Origin of the sequence: Cupriavidus basilensis (assembly GCF_000876015.1) — a bacterium.
Classification (GTDB): domain Bacteria; phylum Pseudomonadota; class Gammaproteobacteria; order Burkholderiales; family Burkholderiaceae; genus Cupriavidus; species Cupriavidus basilensis_B.
Map to the genome: position 1 here is coordinate 178,140 of NZ_BBQM01000016.1, position 25,316 is coordinate 203,455.

Here is a 25,316-nt window from a genome sequence, read left to right on the forward strand (position 1 = left end):
GCCGGCAAGCAATAACAGCATCAGATCGGCGATAATTTTGCGTATCAGTTCGATTGCCGGTCCGCGCGCCCGGCCCGCCCGCCCATGAAACGCTACGAAGAACTGGCGGAAACGCTGGCCAGGGACATCCGCAACGGCAGCCTGCCGCCCGGCACCAAGATGCCGTCCATCCGCAAGACCGTGGCGCAGTACAGCGTGAGTCCCGCCACCGCGTTCCAGGCCTACTACCGGCTGGAGGAGCGCGGGCTGGTGCGCGCGCGCGAGCGCTCGGGCTACTACGTGACCGGGCCGGTCGGGCGCACGCTGCCGCTGCCCCAGCCGGTGGTGCGGCGCACCCAGCAGGTCTCCACCGACGTCGACATCTCCAAGCTGGTCTTCTCGGTGCTGGACGCCGCGCGCGACCCGGGGCTGATCCAGCTCGGCTCGGCCTTCCCTTCGCCAGAGCTGTTCCCGTGGGAGCGGCTGGGCAAGTCGCTGGCGCGCGCGGGCCGCGAGCTCGATCCGTGGTATTCGGTCAGCGACATGGCGGCCGGGCACCTCGCGCTGCGCCAGCAGATCGGGCTGCGCTACCTCGGCGCGGGCGCGCCGCAGCCCACCGAAGAGATCATCGTCACCAGCGGCGCGCTGGAGGCGCTCAACCTGTGCCTGATGGCCGTGACCGAGCCCGGCGACGTGGTGGCGATCGAGTCGCCGGGCTTCTACGCCTCGCTGCAGGCGCTCGAGCGCCTGCGCCTGCGCGCGGTGGAGATCCCGGTGGATTCGCGCGAGGGCATCGACCTCGACGCGCTGGAAAGCGCGCTCGAACGCCACCCGATCAAGGCCTGCTGGTTCATGACGCAGTTCCAGAACCCGCTCGGCGCCAGCATGCCGGAGGCGCGCAAGCAGGCGCTGGTGGAGCTGCTGGCGCGCCACCGCGTGCCGCTGATCGAGGACGACGTGTATGGCGAGCTGTATTTCGGCAACCGCTGCCCCCTGCCCGCCAAGGCCTTCGACCAGGAAGGGCTGGTGATGCATTGCAGCTCGTTTTCCAAGACGCTGGCGCCGGGCTTCCGCGTGGGCTGGGTGGCGCCGGGCCGCTTCGGCGACGCCATCCAGCGGCTGCGCCTGATGACCACGCTGTCGGCCGGCGTGCCGACCCAGGTGGCGCTGGCCGAATACCTGCAGCACGGCGGCTACGACAAGCACCTGCGGCGCCTGCGCCATGTGCTGGAGATGCAGCAGGGGCAGCTGATCGCGGCCATCGGCCGGCATTTCCCGGACTCGGTGCGGGTCTCGCAGCCGGACGGCGGTTATTTCCTATGGGTGGAGTTTCCCGAGGGCTTCGACGCGCTGGCGCTGCACCGCGCGGCGCTGGAGCACGGCATCGGCATCGCGCCCGGGCCGATCTTCTCCGCGCGGCAGGGCTACCGCAACTGCATCCGCCTGAACTATGGCCACCTGTGGAGCGAGGCCGTGGAAAACGCGGTGGTGACGCTCGGCGCGCTGGCCAAGGCGCAGTTGTCGCGCTAGCCGGCGCGGCCGTGCCGCCCGAGGTAGTGCTCGGCCAGCGCGAAGCCGCCCTGCGCCACCAGCGCCAGCGCGGCGGCGGGGATCGCGCCGCCCATCAGCAGGCGGTCGTCGTTCAGGGCCAGCCCCATGACGATGCGCTCGCCGTAGCCGCCCGCGCCGACGAAGGCGGCGATGGTGGCGGTGCCCACGCTGATGATGGTGGCGGTCTTGATGCCGGCCAGCAGCACCGGCATGGCCAGCGGCAGCTCGACCAGGCGCAGCACCTGCGCGGGCCGGAAACCCAGCGCGCGCGCCGCGTCGCGCATGCCGGCCGGCACCTGCCGCAGGCCGGTCAGCGTGTTGCCGACGATGGGCAGCAGCGCGTAGAGGAACAGCGCCACCAGCGCCGGCCACACGCCGATGCGCCCCAGCAGCGGGATCAGCATCGCCAGCAGCGCCAGCGACGGCACCGTCTGCAGCACGCTTACCGTGGCCAGCAGCACCGGTCCCAGGCGCCGCCGCCGCGCGGCCAGGATGCCCGCCGGCACGCCCAGCAGGGTGGCCGCGCCGACCGCGCCCAGCACCAGCCCCAGGTGGCGCCAGGTCAGGCGCAGCGTGTCGCGGCTGAACAGGATGCCGGCCAGCCCGGCGCGCGCGCCCCGCTCCGCCGACACCACCCCGCCGATGCCGCGCGCGAGGAAATTGCGCGCCACCGTGGCGAACGAATCGCCATCCAGCTCGGCGGCCGCGTTCATCGCCACCATGTCCGCCGTGCTGATCCTGCCGGCCAGCCCGGCCAGCGCCTGCCACGCGGCGGGAAAGCGCCGCGGCACGTCGCGCCGGTAGAGCACCACGGCTTCGTAGCCGGGGAAGTAATGGCGGTCGTCGGCCAGCACGCGCAGGCCGTATTTGCGGATCTTGGCGTCGGTGGAATAGATGTCGATCACGTCGACCTGCCCGCTGGCCAGCGCTTCGTAGGCCACGCCGTGGTCCAGCCCGGTCGGGCGCTGCGGCAGATGGTAGCTGCGCGCCAGCCCGGGCCAGCCGTCGGCGCGCCCGAGGAATTCCTGCGACAGCCCCAGGTGCAGCGCCGGGTGCGCGGTCAGGTCGTCCAGCGTGGCGATGTGGAGCTGGCTCGCCCGGGCGGCGCTCATGGCCAGCGCGTAGGTGTCGTCGAAGCCGAGCCGGATGCCCGCGGCCAGCCCCAGCGGCGCCAGCGCCTGGTTGATCTGTTCCAGGCTGGCGCCGGGCGGCAGCTTGAGGATCTCGGCGGCGATGGTGCCGGTGTAGTCCGGGTAGAGGTCGATGCTGCCGGACTTGAGCGCCTCGAACACGATGGCCGTGTTGCCCAGGCCCGGCGTGTTCTGCACGCTGGCGTGCGGAGCCGCGGTCAGCGTCAGGATCTCGCCGAGGATGTAGGACTCGGTGAAGCGCTTGGAGCCGATGCGCAGGGTGTCGGCCTGCGCCGGCGCGGCCAGCCACGCCAGCGCCCAGCACAGGGCCAGCGCCAGCCAGGGGCGCGATGGATGGAATGGGCCTGCGCGGGCGCTGCGTGGTGCCTGTGTCAACGGGACTGTCCTGAGCGGCGCCGCGCGGGGGTTGGCGCCTGTGCCTTGCATGATACGTGCTGGCCCCGGCGCCTGCCGGTTCCATGCGGCGTGGCATGATGGAATGCAAAAATAGTATTTGCAATCAGAATACTGGATGGCAGAGAATTCCATAATCGCATACATCGGCAGGCCACGCCCACCGCCTCGCAGCATGGAAATCCGGCAACTCGAAGCCTTCGCGGCAGTCGTCACCAGCGGCAGCGTCACCGCCGCGGGCCGCCTGCTGGGCCGCTCGCAGCCCGTCATCACGCGGCTGATCCAGGAACTGGAGGCGGAGATCGGCTTCGCGCTGTTCGTGCGCAGCGGCCCGCGCGTGACGCCGACCGAACGCGGCTTCCTGCTGTACGAGGAGGTGGAGCACGCGCTGGTGGGCCTCAAGCAGATCCGCGCGCGCGCCGACGAGATCGCGCGCGACGAACACCGCCCGCTCCATATCGCCGCCACCCCGGCGCTGGCGGCCGGGCTGCTGCCGCTGGCGCTGGCCGGGCGCCAGCCGGACCATGCGCGCGACCGCGAGGACAGCGCGGGCAGCGAGCGCGGCGTGGCCGGCCAGTCCAGCCAGATCCATATCGACAGCCTGTTTCCCGAGAAGGTGGTGCACGCGGTGCTGACCGGCGCCGCCGAGATCGGCGTGACCAGCCTGCCGCTGGAGCATCCCGGCGTGACCGTGCACTGGATCGGGCAGGCCGCCTGCGTGGCCGCGGTGCGCGCCGACGACCCGCTCGCCGCGCTCGCCACCATCCCGCTGGCGGCGTGCAGCGGCCGGCGCATCGTCACCATGCACAACCCCTACCGGCTGCGCCGCCGCCTCGACGAGGGCCTGGCCCGCGCGGGCGTGAAGCCGGCCGCGCTGATCAACACCAACTCGTCGTTCAACGCGCTGACCTCGGTGCGCGCGGGCCTCGGCATCGCCGTGCTGGAGCCGGTGACGGCGCGCGGCGTGCCGCTGGCCGACATCGTGGTGCGCCCCATCGACGCCGACATCCCGTTCTATTTCGGCGTGATCACGCCGCAAGGCCGCCCCGCCAGCACAGCGGTGCTGGCGCTGATCGACGCGCTGGCCGCCGCGGCGCGCGCGCTATTGCCCGACTTCACCCAGCGCGGCCCCGCGCAGCACGGCGCGCTGCTGCAGGCGCTCTACGGCGCCGCCGGCATGCCGGACGACACAGAGACCGACCCATCATGACCCTGACCACACTCCCCGCCGCCGGCGCCGAAGGCCTGGCCGCGCTCGAAGCCCGCCTGCGCCAGGACCTGGCCTGGCTGGAACTGCCCGCCAGGCCCTGGAGCCCGCCGCGCACGCACGAGGGCCAGCCGGTGCTGGACGTCGCCGTGATCGGCGGCGGCATGGCCGGCATGGCCGCCGCCGCCACGCTCGGGCACCTCGGCCTCGGCGCGCGCATCTTCGACCGTTCTCCCGAGGGCTTCGAAGGCCCGTGGGCCACCACCGCGCGCATGGAGACGCTGCGCTCGCCCAAGCAGCTCACCGGCCCCGCGCTCGGCCTGCCCGCGCTGACCTTCCGCGCGTGGTTCGAAGCGCAGTCCGGCGCGGCGGCGTGGGAGGCGCTCGACAAGATCCCGCGCCTGCAATGGATGGACTACCTGCGCTGGTACCGCCGCGTGCTGGGCCTCGACATCCGCAACGGGCACGACGTGACGCGCGTGCTGCCGCGCGCCGACGGGCTGGTGGCGCTGGAACTGCGCACGCCCGCCGGCGCGCGCACCGTGCTGGCGCGCCGCGTGGTGCTGGCCACCGGCCGCGACGGCCTCGGCGGCGCCTACGTGCCGCCGTTCGCGCAGGCGCTGCCGCGCGCGGCGTGGGCGCATTCGAGCGACGCCTTCGACTACGGCACGCTGCGCGGCAAGCGCGTGGGCGTGATCGGCGCCGGCGCCTCCGCGATGGACAGCGCGGCCACCGCGCTGGAAGCGGGCGCGGCCGGCGTGGACCTGCTGATCCGCCGCGCCGACATCCCGCGCGTCAACAAGAGCAAGGGCGCCGGCAGCCCGGGCTTCACGCACGGCTACGCCGGCCTGCCCGACGCCTGGAAATGGCGCATCCGCCATTACATCAACGAGCAGCAGGTGCCGCCGCCGCGCGGCAGCACGCTGCGCGTGTCGCGCCACGAGAACGCGCGCTTCCACCTCGGCTGCGCCATCGAGCGCGTCGAGCCGGCCGGCGATGCCGTGCGCGTGCACACCACCAGGGGCACGTTCGAGCTGGACTTCCTGGTGTTCTCCACGGGCTTTCGCATCGCGCTCGACACGCGCGCCGAGTTCGCCGCGTTCGCGCCGCACATCCGCTACTGGCGCGACCGCTACGCGCCGCGCGCGGGACAGGAAGACCAGGAACTGTCGGACTCGCCGGACCTCGGCCCCGCCTTCGAATTCCTGGAGGCCACGCCGGGCGCCTGCCCGGGCCTGTCGCGCATCCACTGCTTCAACTACCCGGCGGCGCTCACGCACGGCACCGTGTCCGGCGACATCCCGGCCATCAGCGACGGCGCCCGGCGGCTCGGCCAGGGCATCGCCGCGCTGTTCTACCAGGAAGACATCGAGACCCACTTCGCCAACCTCGAAGCCTATGCCGAGCCCGAGGTGTTCGGCGACGAATGGGTGCCCGCGCCGCCGCCATCCGCGTGATCCCGCCGATTTCCGAGTCAACCGTACCGAGAGCAAGACAAGCCATGACCCAAGCCAACCCCCACGCCGACGTGGCCGACCAGGTAGCCGGCCTGGTGCCCGGCTCCGCCACGCATGCGCTGCGCCACCAGCGCGACAAGGTGGCCGCGGCCACCCAGGGCAGCTACGACGCCCTGTTCGATCCCGCCCTGCCCGGCCTGCCGCTGGCCGAGCGCCTGCTGGTGGCGCTCTACGCCGCGCGCCTCGCGCCGTCGCCCGAACTGGCCGCGCACTACCGCCAGCGGCTGGTGGCCGCGGGCGCCGACACCGCGCGGATCGAGGTGGCCGAACGCGGCGACCCCGCCACGCTGGCCGACGCGCGCCTGCGCGCCATGCTGGACTTCACCCGCGCGCTGATCGAAAAGCCGGTGGACGGCGACGAAGCGGCGCTCAGGACGCTGCCGGCCGCGGGCCTGTCCACGCCGGACGTGGTGACGCTGGCGCAACTGATCGCCTTCCTGTCCTATCAGGTGCGGCTGGTGGCCGGCCTCAAAGCGCTGAACGCGCCCGCCGCGCCGGCTGGGGGCGGGGAACCCGCCCTGCCCGCTCCCGCCAAGGTAGCCGACACGGTGCTGACCAAAGCGCCGATCCGGTCCCACGGCTTCACCAACGAAGTGCTCGACTGGAAAGCGTGGCTCGACGTGGTTCAACTGGACCACGCCACGCCCGAGCAGATCGCGGTGCTGGAGGAAAGCCATCCCAAGGCCAAGGTGTCCGACTACTACCTGTTCCTGGTGCACCAGCCCGAGATCCTGCGCCAGCGCTCCGCCGCGTTCAACGCCATCATGTACGCGCCCGGCGGCATGGCGCGCGCCGAGCGCGAGCTGGCCAGCACGGTGGTGTCGCGCGTCAACGGCTGTGTGTACTGCGCCTCGGTCCACGCGCAGCGCTTCGAGCAACTGGCCAGGCGCAACGATGTGATCGTCCAGGTCTTCGCCGACCCGCGCGGCGCCGGCACCACCGCGCGCGAGCAGGCCATCGCGCAGTTCTCGATCGCGCTCACCGAGCGGCCCGACGCGATCGGCCCGGGCAGCCTGCGCGCGCTGCGCGCGGCCGGCGTGAACGATGCCGAACTGCTCGACCTGATCCACGCGATCGCCATCTTCGCGTGGGCCAACCGCCTGATGCTGAACCTGGGCGAGCCGGTGTTCCCGGCGCAGCAGGCCGCATGAGGATGGCCGGCCCGCGCCGCGCGCGGGCCGGTATCGCGCGGCGCTGCCCGCTGGCCAACAGTGCCCGCGCAAACTGTGCGCGGGCCAGCAGGCGCCGGCATGCGCCGCGGCGCACCCGCGGGTCCTCTGCCTCCCTCCAGTCCCGCCGCCAGTCCCGCCACGCCGCGCTGGCACGGCGCGCCGCCGGGCACCAACGCATATCCGAGTAAGCATCTTCGCAAATATTCGTGGGAAGACCGCGGGGTGCCATGCTGCAATGCACGGATGGTTTTCCCTGTCCAGACTCCCCGATCCGAGGCCCTCCAGGCCGCCAGCCTGACCGCGCCGCTGCTTGCCGTGCGCGGGCTCGACGTGCATTTTCCCGGCAAGCATGCCGTGCAGGCGCTCGACCTGCAGATCGCCGCCGGCGAGATGCTGGCGCTGGTGGGCGAGTCCGGCTGCGGCAAGTCGAGCGCCGCGCTGGCGCTGATGGGCCTGCTGCCCGCCTATGCGCGCAGCACCGGCAGCGTGCGCCTGGACGGCCGCGAGCTGATCGGCCTGGGCGAGCGCGCGCTGAGCGCCGAGCGCGGGCGCAGCGTGTCGATGATCTTCCAGGAGCCGATGACCTCGCTGAACCCGGTGCTCAGCGTGGGCCGGCAGGTCGCCGAGGCCATCACGCTGCACCAGCCGCTGTCGCGCCGCGCCGCGCGCGCGCGCGCCATCGAGCTGCTCGAACTGGTGCGCCTGCCCGAGCCCGCGCGCCGCTTCGACGCCTATCCGCACGAGTTCTCCGGCGGGCAGCGCCAGCGCATCATGATCGCGATGGCGGTGGCGTGCGGGCCGCGCCTGCTGATCGCCGACGAGCCCACCACCGCGCTCGACGTGACCATCCAGGCGCAGATCCTGGCGCTGATCGACGGCCTGCGCCGCGAGCTCGGCATGGCGGTGCTGCTGATCACGCACGACCTCGGCGTGGTGGCGGATTATGCCGACCGCGTGGCGGTCATGCACGGCGGGCGCAAGCTGGAGGAAGGCGCCACCGCGGACGTGTTCGCCGCGCCGGCCCATGCCTACACGCGCGGCCTGCTCGGCGCCTCGCTGCACGTCGCCAACGGCCTGCACTACAGCCGCGACCGGCTGGCCGAGATCCGCGCCGGCGCCGACGGCGCCGATGGCGACTTCCGGCTGGTGACGCCGCCCGCCGCGCCGCGCGCCGCGGCGCACATCCCCGCCGCCGGCGCCGCGCCGCTGCTGTCGGTGCGGGACCTGACCCTGACCTACCCCGGCGCGGACCACCAGCGCGTGCGCGCGGTGGACGGCCTGTCGCTCGACATCGCCGCCGGCGAGACACTCGGGCTGGTGGGCGAATCTGGCTGCGGCAAGTCCAGCCTGTCGCGCGCCATCGTGCGCCTCGCGCAGGCCGATGCCGGGCGCGTGCTGTTCGCCGGCCAGGACCTGCTGGCGCTGGCGCCGTCCGCGCTGCTGCCGTGGCGCCGCCGCGTGCAGATGGTGTTCCAGGATCCCTACGGCTCGCTCAATCCGCGCCAGCGCGTGGAAGACATTCTCGGCCACGCGCTGGCCATCCACGGCGTGCGCGAGCGCGCCGAGCGCGCGCGCCGCATCGCCGCCATCCTCGACGACGTGGGCCTGGGCCGCGCCGCGGCCGGGCGCTATCCGCACGAATTCTCGGGCGGGCAGCGCCAGCGCATCGCCATCGCGCGCGCGCTGGTGCTGCGCCCGGAACTGGTGATCTGCGACGAGCCGGTGTCGGCGCTGGACGTGTCGGTCCAGGCCCAGATCCTGAACCTGCTGGCCGACCTCAAGGCCGAGCACGGCCTGACCTACCTGTTCATCTCGCACGACCTGTCGGTGGTGCGCTATATCGCCGACCGCATGTGCGTGATGCAGGCCGGGCGCATCGTCGAGACCGGCACGCCCGAGTCGCTCTGGCACAACCCGCGCCACCCGTACACGCGCTCGCTGCTGGCCGCCGTGCCGGGCACCGCGCCGCCGGACCGCGACGAGGCCACGGCGCCGCCGCTGGCGCTGGCCGGCTGACGCCGCTCCGTCCGTCTCCACCCGCCGCGCCGCGAGATCGCCGCCTTCGTTCTTCCGTCCTGCTGTCTTCGTTCCTTCGCCTCTCTCAACCTTCGCCATCCGGCCACACAGACGCCCCATGACCGCACCCGACCATCCCTTCGCCGCTCCGACCTCCGCTGCCGACGCAGCTTCCGCCGATCTGCCGAGCCCGCAGCGCCGCCAGTGGCTGGGCGCCGGCGGCGCGCTGCTGGCGGGCGGCCTGTTCGGCGGCCTGCTGCCCGAGGCGCAGGCGCTCAACAAGACCCTGCCGAATACCGAGCAAGGCGCGCAGCGCGGCGGCGCGCTTGATGCCGTGGTGCACCCCGAGCCGCCCACGCTGGCGTTCTTCATCAATACCTCGACCCCGGGCCGCACCGTGGTCAGCAAGATCTTCGACGGCCTGCTCGACTACGGCCCCGACCTCAAGCCGCGCCCGCAGCTGGCCGAGAGCGTGGACGTCTCGCCCGACGGCCTGACCGTGCGCATCAAGCTGCGCCGCAACGCGCTGTGGCACGACGGCAAGCCCTTCACCGCGGCCGACGTCAAGTTCTCCGCCGAGCAGATCTGGCCCAAGTACGCGCCGACCGCGCGGCGCGTGTTCCAGCACCTGCGCAAGGTGGATACGCCCGACAACTACACGGTGGTGCTCACGCTGGCCAAGCCCACCCCGGTGATCCTCAACGCGCTCGACGTGGTGGCCGCGCCGGTGCTGCCGCGCCACCTGTACGAGAACACCGACATCCCCAACAACCCGTACAACAACAAGCCGGTCGGCACCGGCCCGTTCGTGTTCAAGGAGTGGGTGCGCGGCCAGCACATCGCGCTGGAGCGCTTCGACAAATACTGGGCGCCGGGCCTGCCCTACCTCGACAAGCTCACCTTCAAGATCATCCCCGACGTGGCCGGCCGCGCCACCGCGCTGGAGACCGGCGCGGTGCAGTACGGCGAGCGCAACCCGGTGACGTTCGCCGACGCCGACCGCCTGGCCAAGTCGCCCGACCTGGTGGTCAGCACCGAGGGCTACAACGGCTTCGCCGGCTGGCTGTGGCTGATCCCCAACCTGCGCGACCCGATCATCGGCAAGCTCAAGGTGCGCCAGGCCATCCTCCACGCGATCAACGTCCAGACGCTGGTCAAGACCGTGTGGGGCGGCTACGCGGTGCCCGCCACCGGGCCGGTGTCGTCGCTGCTCAAGACCTTCTACACGCGCGACACCCAGCAATACCCGTACGACCGCAAGAAGGCCGAGGCCCTGCTCGACGAAGCCGGCTTCCCGCGCAAGGCCGACGGCTGGCGCTTCAAGCTCGACCACGACTACATCCCGTTCGGCGACGACTACCGCCGCACCGGCGAGTTCATCCGCCAGTCGCTGCGCGCGGTGGGCATCGACGTGAACCTGCGCGGACAGGACCTGCCCACCTGGACCAAGAACGTGTTCACCGACTACAACTTCCAGCTGGTCAGCTCGTGGGGCCTGAACTGGCAGGACCCGCAGATCGGCGTGGAGCAGCACTACTGGTCCAAGGCCGAGGCCAAGGGCACGCCGTGGCAGAACGCCTCCGGCTACGCCAGCCCGGAGGCGGACCGCCTGCTCGAGGCGGCCCAGGTGGAACCGGACCCGGCGCGCCGCGTGCGGCTCTACCAGGACTTCCAGAAGCTGGCGCAGCAGGACCTGGCGCTGCTCAACCTGTTCGAGTTCCGCTGGTTCGGCGTGTGGGACAAGCGCCTGCGCAACGTCACCGATACCTTCGACCACAGCCAGAGCAATTTCGCCCGGGTCTGGCTGGCCGCCAAGTAACCGCGAGGACACCGTGCGCATAGCCAGATCCCTGCTCAGGTCGCTGCTGCGGCGGCTGCTGCAACTGCTGGGCGTGGTGTTCGCCACCGCCGTGCTCGACTTCGCCCTGCTCAAGGCGCTGCCGGGCGACCTGGTCGACGTGATCGCCAGCGAGAGCGGCAGCGTGCCGCCCCAGTACGTGGCGCAGCTGCGCCAGCTCTACGGGCTGGACCGCAGCCTGCCGGAACAGCTGCTGGGCTACCTGGGCCGCATCGCGCAGGGCGACCTGGGCTATTCGTTCCGCTTCGGCGAGCCGGTGCTCAACCTGCTGCTGGACCGGCTCGGCCCCACGCTGGCGCTGGTCGGCGCGGCGCTGCTGCTGTCCACCGTGGCCGGCGTGCTGCTGGGCGTGGCCGCGGCGCGGCGCCCGCACGGGCTGACCGACACGGTGCTGTCGGCGCTGGCCACGGTGGGCTATTCGGCGCCGATGTTCTGGACCTCGCTGATGCTGATCGTGCTGTTCGGCGTGCAGCTCGAATGGCTGCCGGTGGGCGGCCTGCGCGAGGTCAACGCCGGCTACCACGGCGCGCGCCTGTGGCTGGACTACCTGCGGCACCTGGCGCTGCCGGTGCTGACGCTGGCGATCTACTACGTGGCGGTGTACGCGCGGCTGGCGCGCGCGGCCATGATCGAGACGCTGGCCGAGGACTACATCCGCACCGCCCGCGCCAAGGGCGCGCGCGAGCACCAGGTGATCTTCCGCCATGCGCTGCGCAACGCGCTGCTGCCGGTGGTCACGATGCTGGGCGTGCAGAGCAGCGCGCTGCTGGGCGGCTCGATCGTGGTGGAAACCGTGTTCGCCTGGCCCGGCCTCGGGCAGTTGTCGTTCGAGGCCATCAAGAGCCGCGACATCCCGGTGCTGCTGGCCGTGCTGATCTGCAGCGGCGTGCTGGTGGTGCTGGCCAACCTGCTGGTGGACCTGGCGCAGGCCGCGCTCGATCCGCGCGTGCGCCGCGCCGCGCAGCCGCCGCGCCAGCCTTCGGCCGCCACCGGGAGCGCCGCATGAAACGCTGGTACCTGCAACCCTCGATCTGGCTCGGCGCCGCCGTGCTGCTGGTGGTGGCCGCGGCCGCCGCGCTGGCCGGCGTGCTGTTCCCCGACGACCCGCTCGACATGGTCGGCGCGCCCTACACCTGGCCCGGCGCCGATCCGGCCACGCCGCTCGGCACCGACCTGATGGGCCGCGACCTGCTGGCCGGCCTCGCCCACGGCGCGCGCGTGTCGCTGCTGGTGGGCGTGTCGTCGGCGCTGGTGGCGCTGGCCATCGGCGTCGCGGTGGGCGCCGCGGCCGGCTTCTACCGCGGCCGCACCGACGCGGTGCTGAGCCGCATCACCGAGTTTTTCCAGACCATCCCGGCGTTCCTGCTGGCCATCATCCTGGTGGCGGTGCTCAAGCCCACGCTGGGCACCATCGTGTTCGCGCTCGGCGTGACCTCGTGGACCAGCGTGGCGCGGCTGGTGCGCGCGGAGTTCCTGTCGCTGCGCGAGCGCGAATACGTGCGCGCCGCGGTGGCGGTGGGCGCCAGCGACGCGCACCTGATCTTGCGCGAGATCCTGCCCAACGCCTGGACCCCGATCATCGTCTCCACCGGCCTGCTGGTGGCCAACGCCATCCTGTCCGAGGCCGGGCTGGCCTTCCTCGGCCTGGGCGACCCCAACGTGGTGAGCTGGGGCTCGATGATCGGCCTCGGCCGCGACGCGCTGCGCACCGGCTGGTACATGACCGCCATCCCCGGGCTGGCGGTGGTGCTGACGGTGCTCGCGCTCAACCTGCTCAGCGACGGCCTGCAAGCGGCGCTCAATCCGCGCCTGCGCCGCGTGCGCGCCGCCTAGATGTCGTTTCAAAAAGATCCTGGCGTCGTTGCGCGGCCTTGCCGTACCACTTGTACTGTCTGCGGCCGCGCGCCTAGCCAGGACCGCTTCGCTTCATTTTGAAACAACACCTTAACCCCGGCCATCTTCCCCGACTGCCATGACCACACTGTCCGATTTCCCCGCCACCGCCCTGCCGGCCGCGCCGGCGCACCTGCCCGACCCGGCCGACGTGCGGCGCATCGCCGACGACGCGCAGGCCCTGCAGGCCGCGCGCGACCTTGCCGCCCGCTTCGCCGAGGGCGCGTCCGAGCGCGACCGCACGCGCCGCCTGCCGTGGGCGGAGCTGGACCAGTGGTCCGCGAGCGGCCTGGGCGGCATCACGGTGCCGCGCGCCTACGGCGGCGCCGAGGTGTCCTACGCCACGCTGGCCGAGGTCTTCGTGATCCTGTGCGCGGCCGACCCGGCGCTGGGCCAGATCCCGCAGAACCATTTCGGCCTGCTGGGCGTGCTGCGCGAAGCCGGCTCCGAGGCGCAGAAGCGCCGCTTCTACAGCGAGGTGCTGTCCGGCGCGCGGCTCGGCAACGCCGGCCCCGAGCGCCGCTCCGAGCACAGCCAGAACGTGCTGCAAGGCACCACCCGCCTGACCGAGACCGCGCAGGGCCTGCGCCTGAACGGGCACCGTTTCTATTCCACCGGCGCGCTGTTCGCGCACCGCGTGCCGGCGCGCGCGCTCGACGGCCAGGGCCGCGCGGTGCAGGTATGGTCGCCGCGCGAGGCGCGCGGCCTGTCCATCGTCGACGACTGGTCCTCGTTCGGCCAGCGCACCACCGCCAGCGGCAGCGTGGTGTTCGACAACGTGCCGGTCTCGCCCGACGACGTGCTGCCGGTGTGGCAGCTGGCGGACCGCCCCGGCCTGTACGGCGCCACCTCGCAACTGATCCAGGCCGCCATCGACCAGGGCATCGCCGAGGCCGCGCTGGCCGACGCCATCGCCTTCGTGCGCCAGTACGCGCGCCCGTGGATCGACTCGGGCCTGGAGCACGCCACCGACGACCCGCACCTGATCGCCGACGTGGGCCGCGTGCAGATCGACGTGCACGCCGCGCGCGAGGTGCTGCTCGAAGCCGGCCGCGCGCTCGACGCCATCGCCGCCGCGGCCGCGCCGCGCGGGCTCGACGCCGAGGCCAGCGCGCGCGCCTCGGTGGCCGTGGCCGAGGCCAAGGTGCTGACCACCGAGGCGGCGCTGTCCGCCAGCGAAAAGCTGTTCGAGCTGGCCGGCTCCGCCGCCACGCGCGCGCGCCACAACCTCGACCGCCACTGGCGCAACGCGCGCACCCACACGCTGCACGACCCGGTGCGCTGGAAGACCCACCTGATCGGCAACTACTACCTCAATCACGTGCTGCCCGCGCGCCATTCCTGGAACTGACATGTCCCTGCTCCTTACCCCGGTTCCCGCCGACAACAGCCCCGCCAGCCGCCCCGCGCCCGCCGCGCCGCCGGCGCAGCCGCCCGCGCTGATCCGCGACGACGCCGACGCCATCGCCACCGCGCGCCGGCTGGCCGCGCAGTTCGCGCCCGGGGCCGCGCTACGCGACCGCGAGCGCCGCCTGCCCTGGGCCGAGCTCGACGCCTTCAGCGCGAGCGGCCTGTGGGGCATCACGGTGCCGCGCGAGTTCGGCGGCGCCGGCGTGTCCACCGTGACGCTGGCCGAAGTGATCTCCACCATCGCCGCGGCCGACGGCTCGCTGGGCCAGATCCCGCAGAACCATTTCTACGCGCTGGAAGTGCTGCGCGTGGGCGGCAGCGAGGCGCAGAAACGCTTCTTCTACGCGCGCGCGCTGGCCGGCGAGCGCTTCGGCAACGCGCTGGCCGAGATCGGCCACAAGGACTTCAAGCGCCGCACCCGGCTCAGCCCGGACGGCGACGGCTGGCGCGTGGACGGCAAGAAGTTCTACTGCACCGGCGCGCTCTACGCGCACTGGATTCCCACGCTGGTGGTGGCCGAGCAGGACGGCCGCGAGGTCACGCTGCTGGCCATCGTGCCGCGCACCGCGCCCGGCGTGGCCATCGTCGACGACTGGGACGGCTTCGGCCAGCGCATCACCGGCAGCGGCTCGGTCACGTTCGACAACGTGCGCGTGGAGGCCGACTGGGTGGTGCCGTTCCTGGCCTCGTTCGAGCAGCCCACCACCATCGGCCCGGTGGCGCAGATCCTGCACGCGGCCATCGACCTCGGCGTCGGCCGCGGCGCGTTCGACGCCACGCTGCCGTTCGTGCGCGAGCAGTCGCGCCCGTGGCTCGACGCCGGCGTCGAGCGCGCGGCGGACGACCCGCTGACCATCCATGAAGTCGGCAACGTGGCGGTGCGCCTGCGCGCCGCGGCGGCGCTGGTGCGCCGCGCCGGGCGCATCGTCGACGCGGCCCAGGCCGCGCCCGACGAGCGCAGCGTGGCCGCGGCCTCGATCGCCGTGGCCGAGGCGCGCGCGCTCACCACCACCGCCTCGCTGCTGGCCGGCAGCAAGCTGTTCGAGCTGGCCGGCACCGGCGCCACGCTCGACGGCCTGGGCCTGGACCGCTTCTGGCGCAACGCGCGCACCCACACGCTGCACGACCCGGTGCGCTGGAAATACCACGCGGTCGGCAACTACTACCTCAACGACCGCCTTCCCACCCGGCACGGAGCCCTGTGATGGCACGCAAGCAAATCCTGCTCAACGCCTTCAACATGAACTGCGTGGGCCACATCAACCACGGCCTGTGGACGCACCCGCGCGACCGCTCCATCGACTACAACACCATCGAATACTGGACCGGCCAGGCGCGCACGCTCGAGCGCGGCCTGTTCGACGGCCTGTTCATCGCCGACATCGTGGGCGTCTACGACATCTACCAGGGCAACGTCGACGTGACCCTGCGCGAATCGATCCAGCTGCCGGTCAACGACCCGCTGCTGCTGGTCTCGGCGATGGCCGCGGTGACGCGGCACCTGGGCTTCGGCGTGACCGTCAACCTGACCTACGAGCAGCCCTACCTGCTGGCGCGGCGCTTCTCCACGCTGGACCACCTTACGCGCGGGCGCGTGGGCTGGAACATCGTCACCGGCTACCTCGACAGCGCCGCGCGCGCGATGGGGCTGGACAACCAGATCGCCCACGACGAGCGCTACGACCGCGCCGACGAATACCTGGAGGTGCTCTACAAGCTGTGGGAAGGCAGCTGGGAAGACGGCGCGGTGCGGCGCGACAAGGCCGCGCGCGTGTTCGCCGACCCCGGCCGCGTGCACAAGGTGAACCACCAGGGCAAGTACTACAAGGTCGAGGGCTACCACCTCGCCGAGCCGTCGCCGCAGCGCACGCCGGTGCTGTTCCAGGCCGGCAGCTCGGGGCGCGGCCAGCGCTTCGCCGCGCGCCACGCCGAATGCGTGTTCATCTCACCGCCCAGCAAGGAAGCCGCGCGCGAGACCGTGCGCGCGCTGCGCGAGCAACTGGTGGCGGCCGGGCGCCGTCCCGACGACATCAAGGTGTTCGCCGGCGCCGCCGTGGTAGCGGGCCGCACCAGTGCCGAGGCGCGCCAGAAGCATGCCGACTACAAGGACTACGCCAGCCGCGAGGCGGGCCTGGCCCACTTCGCCGCCAGCACCGGCGTGGACTTCGGCCGCTACGACCTCGACGCGCCGGTGGACTACTACGGCGGCAACGCCATCGAATCCGCCTCGCGCGCAGCCCAGCAGCACGGCTGGACGCGCCGGCGCCTGCTGGAGCTGTTCGAGCTGGGCGGGCGTTATCCGGCCATCGTCGGCGACGCGGCGCAGGTGGCCGACGAGCTGCAGTCGTGGATCGACGAGACCGGCATCGACGGTTTCAACCTGAGCCGCACCGTGGTGCCGGAAAGCTACGAGGATTTCGTCGAGCTGGTGGTGCCCGAGCTGCAGAACCGCGGCCTCTACAAGACCAGCTACGCCGAGGGCAGCCTGCGCGGCAAGCTGTTCGGCGAAGGCAACCGCCTGCCCGCGCGCCACGCGGCGGCGCAGTTCCGCCACGCGGCCGATTGAACCACCCGACATTCATCCAGACACCATTCCACCCGCCCCATGACACGCAAGCCGACACTCAAGCGACTGCTGATCTCCGCCCTCGCCACGCTCTCCCTGGCCACTGCCGCCCACCTCGCGCACGCCGCGCCGCTGCGCATCGGCGTGACGCCGGGCGCGCTCGCCGATTCGGTCGAAGTGGCCGCCGCCGAGGCGCGCAAGCAAGGCCTCGACGTCAAGGTGGTCGAGCTGACCGACTGGACCACGCCCAACGTGGCGCTGGCCTCCGGCGACCTCGACCTCAACTACTTCCAGCACCAGGCCTTTCTCGACAACGCCATCAAGGAGCGCGGCTACGCCTTCAAGAGCGTGGCGGTGGGCGTGCTGCCCAACATCGGCCTGTACTCCAGCCGCATCAAGCGCTTCGACGAGCTCAAGGACGGCGCGCGCGTGGGCGTGGCCAGCGACCCGGTCAACCAGGGCCGCGGCCTGCTGCTGCTGCAGAAGGCCGGCCTGCTCAAGCTGCGCGACGGCGTGGGCGCGCGCGGCGGGCTCGACGACATCGTGGCCAACCCGAAGAAGCTCAAGTTCGTGGAGATCGAAGGCCCGCAGCTGGTACGCGCGCTCGACGACGTGGACCTCGCGCAGGGCTATCCGGCCCACTTCGTCAACGCCGGCAAGCCGCAGGTGGCCGGCTCCGGCCTGCTCTATTCGGGCGTGGACGACGTCTATTTCGCGATCCGCTTCGTCAGCCGCCAGGACAATGCCGGCGACCCGCGCATCGCCCGCTTCGTCAAGCTCTACCAGGAGTCGCCGGCGGTGCTGCAGAAGCTGCGCGAGTCCTACGCCAACAACGACAAGCTCTACAGCCTGCCGTGGCGCAAGCAGTGACGTCATGGGCACGCTGACCTTCCTGCGCCGGCGCGAGGCCGCGCCCGGCCCGCTCGAACCTCCGCCGTCCGCCCGCGCCGGCGGCCAGCACGATGGCCCGCACGACAGCCCCGGCGCGGCCGCCGGCTCGGTCTCGTTCCGGCAGGTCGGCAAGGTCTACCGCACGCCGGCCGGCGACGTGCACGCGCTGCGCGAGATCGACATCGACATCCCCGCCGGCGGCGTGTTCGGCATCATCGGCCGCAGCGGCGCCGGCAAGTCCAGCCTGCTGCGCACCATCAACCGGCTGGAGACGCCCAGCAGCGGCCGCGTGCTGGTGGACGGCACCGACCTCGCCACGCTCGACGCCGCCGCGCTGGTGGCCCTGCGCCGCCGCATCGGCATGATCTTCCAGCACTTCAACCTGCTGTCGGCCAAGACCGTGTGGGACAACGTGGCGCTGCCGCTCAAGGTGGCCGGCGTGCCGCGCGCCCAGATCGGGCCGCGCGTGGAGGAACTGCTCGGCCTAGTCGGGCTGGAAGGCAAGCAGCGCGCCTATCCGGGCCAGCTCTCCGGCGGCCAGAAGCAGCGCGTGGGCATCGCCCGCGCGCTGGTGCACCGGCCCGAGATCCTGCTGTGCGACGAGGCCACCTCGGCGCTGGACCCGGAGACCACGCAGTCCATCCTGGCGCTGCTGCGCGACATCAACCGGCGCCTGGGCCTGACCGTCGTGCTGATCACGCACGAGATGCGCGTGATCCGCGACATCTGCGACCGCGTGCTGGTGCTCGAAGGCGGCCGCATCGCCGAGCACGGCCTGGTGTGGGAGGTGTTCGGCAATCCGCGCCACGCCGCCACGCGGGCGCTGCTGCAGCCGCTGCAGGCCGGCCTGCCCGACGACCTCGCGCGCCGGCTGCTGGCCGCGCCGCCCGCGCACGGCGCCTGCGAGCAACTGGTCGAGCTGCGCTACAGCGGCGCCGGCGCCGCGCCCGAGCTGGCCGGCATCGCCGCCGCGCTGGGCGGGCAGGCGCGCCTGCTGCACGCCGGCGTCGACCGCATCCAGGGCCACAGCCAGGGCCGCATGCTGCTGGCCGCGCCCGCCGGCGGCCTGTCCGCCGAAGCGCTGGCCGGCGCCACCCGATCCCAACACGCCAAGGTAATCGGCTATGTCCCCGCTGACCATTGAACGCATCTGGCAAGGCCTGTTCGACACGCTCACGATGGTCGGCGCCTCGGCGCTGGTGGCGGTGGCGCTGGGCACGCCGCTGGCGCTGGTGCTGGTGCTGAGCGCGCCCGGCGGCGTGCTGGCCGCGCCGCGGCTGCACCGCGTGCTGGGCAGCGTGGTCAACGGCTTTCGCGCCACGCCCTTCATCGTGCTGCTGGTGGCGCTGCTGCCGTTCACACGGCTGGTGGTCGGCGCCACCATCGGCGTGTGGGCGGCCGTGGTGCCGCTGTCGATCAGCGCCACGCCGTTCTTCGCGCGCATCGCCGAGATCAGCCTGCGCGAGGTGGACCGCGGCCTGGTGGAAGCCGCGCAGGCAATGGGCTGCCAGCGCCGCCACATCGTCTGGCACGTGCTGCTGCCCGAGGCGCTGCCCGGCATCGTGGGCGGCTTCACCATTACCGTGGTGTCGCTGGTCGGCGCCTCGGCGATGGCCGGCGCGGTGGGCGCGGGCGGGCTTGGCGACATCGCCATCCGCTACGGCTACCAGCGCTTCGACACCACCGTGATGGTGGTGGTGATCGTGCTGCTGATCGGCCTGGTCAGCATCATCCAGTGGCTGGGCGACCGTTGCGTGCGCCTGCTGCGGGCGCCCTGAGCGCCTCCGCCTGACCGGCGGGCCGGCTCGCCGCCGGCCCCGCCATCCCTCGGCCGGGCGCTTTTGCGAATCCTCTCATGCATGCCCGGGGAGAGCCAGCCTACGCTCTCCGGCAGGACCGCGAACGGTCCGCCAGGCATTGACCTCCTCCATCCTCCGCATCCGGCGGCCACGCCGCCGGCGTCTCCGACGCCTGCCCTGGGCGGGCATCGCATCGGGGCGCCATTCCGGCATTGCGGATGCGGGCGCGGCAGTGTCGTCGCCACGCATAACGCCACACGAATAACACTTGACGTTAAACTCAACGCATTATAGGATCGTCACCATGATTCGAAGCTTCGCCAGCAAGGCCACCGCAGCGGTGTACGCCGGCAAGTTCGTCAGCAGCCTCCCGCGCGAGATCCAGCGGGCCGCGTTCCGCAAGCTCGAGATGCTCGACGCGGCGGCCGTGCTCGAGGACCTGCGGGCGCCGCTGGCCAACCGGCTGGAGGCGCTCAGGGCTGACCGCCAGGGCCAGTGGAGCATCCGGATCAACGACCAGTGGCGGATCTGTTTCCGCTTTGGCAACGGCGACGTCTACGAGGCAGAGATCACCGACTATCACTGACCACGCCGGCCATGCCGTCCATATCGACTACACCGACCATCGAGGCCACCATGACGATCAAGCGCGAGAACCTGAAGAAGGTCGATTTCTCGGACATCGCCACCGGCGAGAACATCGAGCCGGTCCACCCCGGCGAGATCCTGCGCGAGGATTTCCTCGTGCCCAACAACATGACGGCGCATGCCCTGGCGATGGCCCTGCACGTACCGGCGCCGCGCATCAACGACATCGTGCGCTGCCGTCGCGCCATCTCGCCCGAGACGGCGCTGCGCCTGGCGCGGTACTTCGGCACCACGCCGGAATTCTGGGCCAGCCTGCAGGCGGCCTATGACCTGCGCGTGGCGCTGGCGGCCTCCGGCGAGGCGATCGCCCGCGAGGTCGTGCCGCTGGCGGCCTGACCGCGCGGGCCGCCGGCCCGCCAGGGAACCGCGCCCGTCCCCCGCTCAGGCCGCCTTGGCCCCCACCGACCAGTAATAGGTCGGCGCGGCGCCGTTGATGGCGTTGTCCCCGACCGCCCTTGCCTTGTAGATGGCCGGGTTGTGCGAGGCCAGCGTGCGCGCGTTGCGCCAATGGCGGTCCAGCCGGCGGCTTTCGTCGAGGGCCGAGGCGCCGCCGATGTCGAACAGGCGCGTGGCGGCCGCCAGCACGAGGTCCGGTATCACCGCCTGGGCCTTGGCGGCGCGCAGCTCCACCTCGTCGAGCAGGGCCGTGGACGCCGGTTCGCCGCGCAGGCGCGCGCGCTCCACCTCGCCGAGGCCCTGCGCCACCGCCGCCACCGTGCTGGCCGCGACGAAAGCGGTACCGCCGAGCTGGCCCACCACCTGCTGCACCAGCGGGTCCTCGGCCGGCGTGGCGCCGCTGCCGTGGCTGTAGACGCGCCGGCGGGCGCGCACGAAGGCGGCGGCGTCGCGCTCCACCGCGCGCGCGATGCCCGCCAGCGTGGCGAGGTGCACGAGCTGGAAGAAGGCGGTCATCGGCGTGGGCACATTGCGCGGGAAGCTGATCACCTGGTCGTCGCCGACCGCCACGGCGTCGAAGCGCGTGGTGCCCGAGCCGGTCAGGCGCTGGCCGAAGCCGCGCCAGTCGTCGACGCGCTCGATGCCGGCGGCATCGGCCGGCACCAGCACGTTGACCGTATCGACAACATCGGGCTGGCCGGCGTCGCCGACGCGGTTGGCCGCCACCGCGATCCAGTCCGCGTAGAGCGTGCCGGTGCTGTAGAACTTCTCGCCGTCGAGCCGCCAGCCCTGTCCGTTGGACGCATCGCGCGCGAGCGTGGTGCGGTGGCGGCCCAGCGCGCCCTCGCCGGTCTCGGTGGTGGCGTTGCCGAAGATCGCGCCCTGCGCCACCAGCCGCAGCCAGCGCTCGCGCTGCGCGGGCGCCACCTCGGCATGGAGGCGTTCGACGAAACCGAAATGCGCGCGCAGGATCTGCGGCAGGTTGGAATCCGCCTCGCCCAGCTCGATCAGCAGTTCGGCCAGTTGCTCGGGCGAGGCGCCGAGCCCGCCCAGCGCCACCGGCACCCGCAGCGCGCCGAAACCGGCCGCGCGCAGCCGCTGCACGGCATCGAAGGCCAGTTCGCGCGTGTGCTCGCGCTCGGCCGCGCGTTCGGCGATCTCGGCAAACAGCGGGCGGAAGCGGGCGGCCAGTTCGGCCGGGGCCGGGTAGACAAGTGGTTCAGGCATGGTGGTATTGCGCCAGTGAATGGTTGCGGAATGCCGGCGAGGCTCAGATGGCGATCGCGAAGACTTTCGCCGCGCCGGGCTGCGCGGTGTCGGCGGCGGCGGTGTCAGCCATGCCAGCCATGTCAGCCATGCCGGCGATATTGGCGGTAGCGGCCGGGCCATCGCCTCCCGGCCCCTCGGCCTCGCCCGGCTTGCGCCGGTTGACGCGCAGCTCGCCGATCTGGATCAGCCGGGCGCGCGTGATGTTGCGGCTCAGCCCGAGCAGTGCCGCGGTGTGGACCTGGTTGTAGCGGCAGTAGCGGAAGGCGGCGCGCAGCAGCGCGCGCTCCACGGTCTCGTGCACGCCCTCCGGCGCGTCGTCGAACAGGCGCAGCAGCGCGCGCTCGAGCAGGGCGGCGGCGGGCTCGTCGGCAAGTTCGCCGGCAGGCTCGCCGGCGGCGGGCATGGCGCCGGCCTCGGCGGGCACCGCCAGCGCGGCGGCGGCATCGGGCCGCGCCGCATGGGTATCCGCGCCCGGCTCGCGCACGTGCAGGTCGTCCGCGTCGATGCGGTCGTCCTGGCAGGTCAGCAAGGCGTGGTGCAGCACGTTCTCCAGTTCGCGGATATTGCCGGGCCAGGCGTAGCGCTGCAGCTTGTGCTGCGCCTCCGGGCTCAGCGCGACCTCGCCGTAGCCGAGCCGCTCGCCGTACTTGCGCAGGAAATGCTGCGCCAGCGGCAGGATGTCGCCGGGGCGCTCGTGCAGCGGGCAGATCTCCAGCGTCACCACGTTGAGGCGGTAGAACAGGTCCTTGCGGAAGCTGCCGTCGCGGATGGCCGCGTCGAGCGGCCGGTTGGTGGCCGCCAGCACGCGCACGTCGATCGGCACCGGCTTGCGCGAGCCCAGCCGCACCACCTCGCGCTCCTGCAGCACGCGCAGCAGCTTGACCTGCAGCGACATCGGCAGGTCGCCGATCTCGTCGAGGAACAGCGTGCCGCCGTCGGCCTCCTCGAACCAGCCCGGCTTGGCACCGAGCGCGCCGGTGAAGGCGCCCTTCTCGTGGCCGAACAGCTCGGCATCGACCAGCGATTCGGAGAACGCCCCGCAGTTGACCGCGACGAAGCGCCGGTGGCGGCGCGCGCTCAGGTTGTGGACGTGGCGCGCCATCATCTCCTTGCCGGTGCCGGTCTCGCCCACGATCAGGATGCCGGCCTCGCTGGGCGCGACCTTTTCCACGTGGCTGAGCAGCGCCAGCGACTTCGGGTCGGCGAAGACGTGCGAGAGATGCTGCGCCGGGCGCGGCGCCGGTGGCCAGGACACTAGCTGCATGGGCTCATGAGTAGAAGGATGGGCTGGGCGCGGCGCCATTCAGGGCCCAGTCGCCAAGCTCGTGGAGCTTGTAGTCGAGCGGGTCGTGCAGCGACTGCGTGCGCAGGTTGCGCCAGTGGCGGTCGAGCCGCAGCGCGCCGTGCGTGGCGCGCGCGCCGGTGACTTCGAAGATGCGGCTGGCGAGGTCGAGCCCGGTGCGGGTCGAGGCCACCTTGGCCGCGGCGATGTCGACCGCGAGCGCGCCGCGCGCGTCGGCATCGAGCCGCTCGCCGGCTTGCCAGGCCCGGTCGAAGTGCGCGGCGGCGCGCTCCACCAGCAGCCGCACGCCTTCCAGGCCGACCCAGAACTCGCCGTAGCGCGCCAGCACGTAAGGATCCTCGGTGACGTGCGCGGCCTCCGAGCGGAACCACGGGCGCGCCTCGGTCAGCGTGTAGCCGCGCGCCTCCTCGAAAGCGCCTTCGGCGATGCCGAGGAAGGTGTGGCAGAACACCAGTTGCGCCAGCAGCGGCCGCAGGCACGCGAACGGCGTGCTCAGCGGGCCGGGGTCGAGCAGCAGTTCCTGCGGCTCCACGCGCACGCGCTCGAACGACATGCTACCGCTGTCGGTCTGGCGCTGGCCGATGCTGTCCCAGTCGTGGTGCGGCGTGATGCCGCTGCGGCTGGTCGGCAGCGCCGCGATCAGCAGGCGGCGGCTGCCCTCTTCCAGCGCCGAGGCCACCAGCATCTCGGAATCGATGGCGCCGGAGCAGAAACTCTTCTTGCCGGAAAACTCGTGACAGCCCTCGCCGCGGCTGGCCACGGTGCGCGTGTCGAGCGGGTTCAGCGCGTTGCCCCAGAACCAGCCACGCAGCGCGGTCTGCTCCCACCACGGGCGCCACTGGCCGGCGTTGCCGAACAGCCGCAGCGTGGCCAGCGTCAGGTGGTGGAAGCCGTAGACGTGGGCCAGCGAGGCATCGGCGCGGGCCAGCGTGCGCACCACGGCCAGCATGTCGGCCCAGTTGCCGCCCAGCCCGCCGAGTTCCGCGGGAATGGTCAGGGCCAGCAGGCCGCTGGCGCGCAGCGCGTCGCGCTCGGCCTTGGGCGTGCCGCCGCGCGCGTCGCGCTCGGCCGCGGTCTGGGCGAAGTCGCGCGCCAGCGCCTGCGCCGTGCGGCGCGGGTCCAGCGGCACCACGCGGGGGCGCACGCTCATGCCGTGGCCTTGCCGCCGGGCAGCACGTCGTTGGCGATCATCTCGCCGAACGGCCCGGTCAGGTTGGTGGCGCCGCCGCGCGCCAGGCTCGCATACGGCTCGGGCAGCAGCGGGAACACCAGCTCGGCGAAGCGGTAGGCTTCCTCCAGGTGCGGGTAGCCCGAGAAGATGAAGCTCTCGATGCCGAGGTCGGCATACTCCTTGATGCGCGCCGCGACTTCCTGCGGATTGCCGACCAGCGCGGTGCCGGCGCCGCCGCGCACCAGGCCCACGCCGGCCCACAGGTTGGGATAGATCTCGAGCTGGTCGCGGCGCCCGCCGTGCAGTTGCGCCATGCGGCGCTGGCCGACCGAGTCGAAGCGCGCGAACGACTTCTGCGCGGCGGCGATGGTTTCGTCCGAGATCCGCGCGATCAGTTCGTCCGCGGCGCGCCACGCTTCCTCGCTGGTATGGCGCACGATCACGTGCAGCCGCACGCCGAAGCGCACCGTGCGCCCGAGCCGCGCGGCGCGCTCGCGCACGTCGGCGATCTTCTGCGCCACCGCGGCCGGCGGCTCGCCCCAGCTCAGGTAGACGTCGACCTGCTCGGCCGCCAGTTCGTGCGCTGCTTCCGACGAGCCGCCGAAGTACAGCGGCGGATACGGGCGCTGCACCGGCGGATAGAGCGCCTTGGCGTTCTCCACCTTGATGTGCTCGCCCTCGAAGTGCACCGCCTCGCCTTCGAGCACGCGGCGCCACACGCGCAGGAACTCGGCCGAGGCCGCGTAGCGCTGGCTGTGGTCCAGGTAGAGGCCGTCGCCGCGGTTCTCGTCGGGGTCGCCGCCGGTCACCACGTTGATCAGCAGGCGGCCGTTGGTGATGCGGTCCAGCGTGGCCGCCATGCGCGCCGACACCGTGGGCGAGATGATGCCCGGGCGGATCGCCACCAGGTAGCGCAGCCGCTCGGTCCACGGCGCCACCGCCGAGGCGATCACCCACGAGTCCTCGCAGGAGCGGCCGGTGGGAATCAGCACGCCGTAGTAGCCGAGGTCGTCCGCGGCCTGCGCGATCTGCTTCAGGTAGCGCAGCGAGACCGGCCGCGCGCCCTCGGTGGTGCCGAGGTAGTGTCCGTCGCCATGCGTGGGAAGGAACCAGAATACGTTCATCG

Annotated in this window: 21 protein-coding genes; 16 read left to right on the plus strand and 5 right to left on the minus strand. The window is 72.3% G+C overall.

What is annotated here, in order from left to right; translation table 11 throughout:
• Nucleotides 1–84 precede the first annotated feature (84 nt).
• Nucleotides 85–1,509, plus strand: a complete 1,425-nt coding sequence (locus KF708C_RS17080; protein WP_059412721.1) for an aminotransferase-like domain-containing protein — start codon at nucleotides 85–87, stop codon at nucleotides 1,507–1,509.
• On the opposite strand, the gene KF708C_RS17085 is transcribed toward KF708C_RS17080, so the two are convergent.
• The gene (locus KF708C_RS17085; protein WP_231586531.1) at nucleotides 1,506–2,999 is read right to left on the minus strand and encodes a glycine betaine ABC transporter substrate-binding protein; all 1,494 of its coding nucleotides are present in this window, start codon (nucleotides 2,997–2,999) and stop codon (nucleotides 1,506–1,508) included. The two genes, KF708C_RS17080 and KF708C_RS17085, sit on opposite strands and share 4 nt — an antisense overlap.
• Before the next feature lie 250 nt (nucleotides 3,000–3,249).
• Between KF708C_RS17085 and KF708C_RS17090 the strand changes: the two genes are divergently transcribed.
• The 15 genes from KF708C_RS17090 (at nucleotide 3,250) to KF708C_RS17160 (ending at nucleotide 20,387) form a co-directional block, all read left to right on the plus strand.
• Nucleotides 3,250–4,284, plus strand: coding sequence for a LysR family transcriptional regulator (locus KF708C_RS17090; RefSeq protein ID WP_059412722.1), 1,035 nt, complete (start codon nucleotides 3,250–3,252; stop codon nucleotides 4,282–4,284).
• Nucleotides 4,281–5,738 carry an FAD-dependent oxidoreductase gene (locus KF708C_RS17095; protein WP_059412723.1) on the plus strand — a complete coding sequence of 486 codons (1,458 nt, stop codon included), beginning with the start codon at nucleotides 4,281–4,283 and terminating at the stop codon, nucleotides 5,736–5,738. Before KF708C_RS17090 ends, KF708C_RS17095 begins: the two co-directional genes overlap by 4 nt.
• A 44-nt stretch (nucleotides 5,739–5,782) precedes the next feature.
• The gene (locus KF708C_RS34680) at nucleotides 5,783–6,949 is read left to right on the plus strand and encodes a CMD domain protein (protein WP_082079621.1); all 1,167 of its coding nucleotides are present in this window, start codon (nucleotides 5,783–5,785) and stop codon (nucleotides 6,947–6,949) included.
• Between the two features lie 264 nt (nucleotides 6,950–7,213).
• Nucleotides 7,214–8,986: an ABC transporter ATP-binding protein gene (locus KF708C_RS17105; protein ID WP_059412724.1), complete on the plus strand. Its 1,773-nt coding sequence runs from the start codon at nucleotides 7,214–7,216 to the stop codon at nucleotides 8,984–8,986.
• 118 nt (nucleotides 8,987–9,104) lie between these two features.
• Entirely contained in the window at nucleotides 9,105–10,805 is a 1,701-nt protein-coding gene (locus tag KF708C_RS17110; RefSeq protein ID WP_059412725.1) for an ABC transporter substrate-binding protein, read from the plus strand.
• Between the two features lie 13 nt (nucleotides 10,806–10,818).
• Complete coding sequence (locus tag KF708C_RS17115; protein ID WP_020205533.1) at nucleotides 10,819–11,850, plus strand: ABC transporter permease; 1,032 nt, start codon at nucleotides 10,819–10,821, stop codon at nucleotides 11,848–11,850.
• Nucleotides 11,847–12,677, plus strand: a complete 831-nt coding sequence (locus KF708C_RS17120; RefSeq protein WP_059412726.1) for an ABC transporter permease — start codon at nucleotides 11,847–11,849, stop codon at nucleotides 12,675–12,677. Before KF708C_RS17115 ends, KF708C_RS17120 begins: the two co-directional genes overlap by 4 nt.
• A 139-nt stretch (nucleotides 12,678–12,816) precedes the next feature.
• A complete protein-coding gene (locus KF708C_RS17125; RefSeq protein ID WP_059412727.1) occupies nucleotides 12,817–14,088 on the plus strand; it encodes an SfnB family sulfur acquisition oxidoreductase in 1,272 nt (423 codons plus the stop codon).
• A gap of 1 nt (nucleotide 14,089) precedes the next feature.
• Complete coding sequence (locus KF708C_RS17130) at nucleotides 14,090–15,352, plus strand: SfnB family sulfur acquisition oxidoreductase (protein ID WP_059412728.1); 1,263 nt, start codon at nucleotides 14,090–14,092, stop codon at nucleotides 15,350–15,352.
• Nucleotides 15,352–16,713, plus strand: a complete 1,362-nt coding sequence (locus KF708C_RS17135; protein WP_059412729.1) for an LLM class flavin-dependent oxidoreductase — start codon at nucleotides 15,352–15,354, stop codon at nucleotides 16,711–16,713. The genes KF708C_RS17130 and KF708C_RS17135 overlap by 1 nt, the downstream gene beginning before the upstream one ends.
• A gap of 39 nt (nucleotides 16,714–16,752) precedes the next feature.
• Nucleotides 16,753–17,583 carry a MetQ/NlpA family ABC transporter substrate-binding protein gene (locus tag KF708C_RS17140; RefSeq protein WP_059412730.1) on the plus strand — a complete coding sequence of 277 codons (831 nt, stop codon included), beginning with the start codon at nucleotides 16,753–16,755 and terminating at the stop codon, nucleotides 17,581–17,583.
• A 4-nt stretch (nucleotides 17,584–17,587) separates the two neighbouring features.
• Nucleotides 17,588–18,748 carry a methionine ABC transporter ATP-binding protein gene (locus KF708C_RS17145; protein WP_059412731.1) on the plus strand — a complete coding sequence of 387 codons (1,161 nt, stop codon included), beginning with the start codon at nucleotides 17,588–17,590 and terminating at the stop codon, nucleotides 18,746–18,748.
• Nucleotides 18,729–19,382 carry a methionine ABC transporter permease gene (locus KF708C_RS17150; RefSeq protein WP_020205526.1) on the plus strand — a complete coding sequence of 218 codons (654 nt, stop codon included), beginning with the start codon at nucleotides 18,729–18,731 and terminating at the stop codon, nucleotides 19,380–19,382. Before KF708C_RS17145 ends, KF708C_RS17150 begins: the two co-directional genes overlap by 20 nt.
• Before the next feature lie 325 nt (nucleotides 19,383–19,707).
• Nucleotides 19,708–19,989, plus strand: coding sequence for a type II toxin-antitoxin system RelE/ParE family toxin (locus KF708C_RS17155; RefSeq protein ID WP_059412732.1), 282 nt, complete (start codon nucleotides 19,708–19,710; stop codon nucleotides 19,987–19,989).
• An 11-nt stretch (nucleotides 19,990–20,000) separates the two neighbouring features.
• The gene (locus KF708C_RS17160; protein ID WP_231401693.1) at nucleotides 20,001–20,387 is read left to right on the plus strand and encodes a HigA family addiction module antitoxin; all 387 of its coding nucleotides are present in this window, start codon (nucleotides 20,001–20,003) and stop codon (nucleotides 20,385–20,387) included.
• Nucleotides 20,388–20,432: 45 nt separating this feature from the next.
• Here KF708C_RS17160 and KF708C_RS17165 read toward each other — a convergent pair whose 3' ends face one another.
• From KF708C_RS17165 to ssuD, 4 genes are read right to left on the minus strand one after another with little or no spacing between them, the layout of a single operon-like run.
• Nucleotides 20,433–21,674 (minus strand): acyl-CoA dehydrogenase family protein, encoded by a 1,242-nt coding sequence (locus KF708C_RS17165; protein ID WP_059412733.1) that lies wholly within the window; start codon nucleotides 21,672–21,674, stop codon nucleotides 20,433–20,435.
• 43 nt (nucleotides 21,675–21,717) lie between these two features.
• Entirely contained in the window at nucleotides 21,718–22,980 is a 1,263-nt protein-coding gene (locus KF708C_RS17170; protein ID WP_063923027.1) for a sigma-54 interaction domain-containing protein, read from the minus strand.
• 4 nt (nucleotides 22,981–22,984) lie between these two features.
• Nucleotides 22,985–24,169 carry an acyl-CoA dehydrogenase family protein gene (locus KF708C_RS17175; protein WP_059412734.1) on the minus strand — a complete coding sequence of 395 codons (1,185 nt, stop codon included), beginning with the start codon at nucleotides 24,167–24,169 and terminating at the stop codon, nucleotides 22,985–22,987.
• Nucleotides 24,166–25,314, minus strand: a complete 1,149-nt coding sequence (gene ssuD / locus KF708C_RS17180) for an FMNH2-dependent alkanesulfonate monooxygenase (RefSeq protein ID WP_020205520.1) — start codon at nucleotides 25,312–25,314, stop codon at nucleotides 24,166–24,168. The genes KF708C_RS17175 and ssuD overlap by 4 nt, the downstream gene beginning before the upstream one ends.
• Between the last annotated feature and the right edge of the window lie 2 nt (nucleotides 25,315–25,316).

Coding starts and splice junctions, on each gene's coding strand:
- KF708C_RS17080 (WP_059412721.1), top strand. CDS start 85: ATGAAACGCTACGAAGAACTGGCGGAAACGCTGGCCAGGGACATCCGC.
- KF708C_RS17090 (WP_059412722.1), top strand. CDS start 3,250: ATGGAAATCCGGCAACTCGAAGCCTTCGCGGCAGTCGTCACCAGCGGC.
- KF708C_RS17095 (WP_059412723.1), top strand. CDS start 4,281: ATGACCCTGACCACACTCCCCGCCGCCGGCGCCGAAGGCCTGGCCGCG.
- KF708C_RS34680 (WP_082079621.1), top strand. CDS start 5,783: ATGACCCAAGCCAACCCCCACGCCGACGTGGCCGACCAGGTAGCCGGC.
- KF708C_RS17105 (WP_059412724.1), top strand. CDS start 7,214: ATGGTTTTCCCTGTCCAGACTCCCCGATCCGAGGCCCTCCAGGCCGCC.
- KF708C_RS17110 (WP_059412725.1), top strand. CDS start 9,105: ATGACCGCACCCGACCATCCCTTCGCCGCTCCGACCTCCGCTGCCGAC.
- KF708C_RS17120 (WP_059412726.1), top strand. CDS start 11,847: ATGAAACGCTGGTACCTGCAACCCTCGATCTGGCTCGGCGCCGCCGTG.
- KF708C_RS17125 (WP_059412727.1), top strand. CDS start 12,817: ATGACCACACTGTCCGATTTCCCCGCCACCGCCCTGCCGGCCGCGCCG.
- KF708C_RS17130 (WP_059412728.1), top strand. CDS start 14,090: ATGTCCCTGCTCCTTACCCCGGTTCCCGCCGACAACAGCCCCGCCAGC.
- KF708C_RS17135 (WP_059412729.1), top strand. CDS start 15,352: ATGGCACGCAAGCAAATCCTGCTCAACGCCTTCAACATGAACTGCGTG.
- KF708C_RS17140 (WP_059412730.1), top strand. CDS start 16,753: ATGACACGCAAGCCGACACTCAAGCGACTGCTGATCTCCGCCCTCGCC.
- KF708C_RS17145 (WP_059412731.1), top strand. CDS start 17,588: ATGGGCACGCTGACCTTCCTGCGCCGGCGCGAGGCCGCGCCCGGCCCG.
- KF708C_RS17150 (WP_020205526.1), top strand. CDS start 18,729: ATGTCCCCGCTGACCATTGAACGCATCTGGCAAGGCCTGTTCGACACG.
- KF708C_RS17155 (WP_059412732.1), top strand. CDS start 19,708: ATGATTCGAAGCTTCGCCAGCAAGGCCACCGCAGCGGTGTACGCCGGC.
- KF708C_RS17160 (WP_231401693.1), top strand. CDS start 20,001: ATGCCGTCCATATCGACTACACCGACCATCGAGGCCACCATGACGATC.
- KF708C_RS17165 (WP_059412733.1), bottom strand. CDS start 21,674: ATGCCTGAACCACTTGTCTACCCGGCCCCGGCCGAACTGGCCGCCCGC.
- KF708C_RS17170 (WP_063923027.1), bottom strand. CDS start 22,980: ATGCAGCTAGTGTCCTGGCCACCGGCGCCGCGCCCGGCGCAGCATCTC.
- KF708C_RS17175 (WP_059412734.1), bottom strand. CDS start 24,169: ATGAGCGTGCGCCCCCGCGTGGTGCCGCTGGACCCGCGCCGCACGGCG.
- ssuD (WP_020205520.1), bottom strand. CDS start 25,314: ATGAACGTATTCTGGTTCCTTCCCACGCATGGCGACGGACACTACCTC.